We start from the raw sequence: 231 nt of genomic DNA, 5'->3' as shown, positions 1-231 counted from the left end.
CAATGCCATTCTGTACTGGAACACGATCAAGATAAATGACGTGGTTGAGCAGCTCCGGCAGCAGGGGGAGGATATCGACGACAAGACCTTATCCCATATCTCGTTATTGCCCTATAAGCATGTGTTGCCCAATGGTACGTACTTTATTGAAGATGAGGGGAAGGGGTGATTATTCGGAAACCTACGGTTACGCGGAGGGCCTGGGAGTCAAAACCGTAGGTTTTCGTTCAA

General features: G+C 48.5%; 1 protein-coding gene. It reads left to right on the top strand.

The genetic code is table 11. The annotated features are described in order from the left end of the window. Positions 1–7: 7 nt before the first annotated feature. Entirely contained in the window at positions 8–169 is a 162-nt protein-coding gene (locus B2R29_RS16935; RefSeq protein WP_414716604.1) for a Tn3 family transposase, read from the top strand. Positions 170–231: the final 62 nt, after the last annotated feature.

Source organism: Thalassolituus sp. UBA3500 (assembly GCF_002377545.1).
Lineage (GTDB): Bacteria > Pseudomonadota > Gammaproteobacteria > Pseudomonadales > Oceanobacteraceae > Thalassolituus.
The sequence above is the reverse complement of the archived record's forward strand: the minus strand, read 5'-3'. Positions and strand labels throughout refer to the sequence as shown.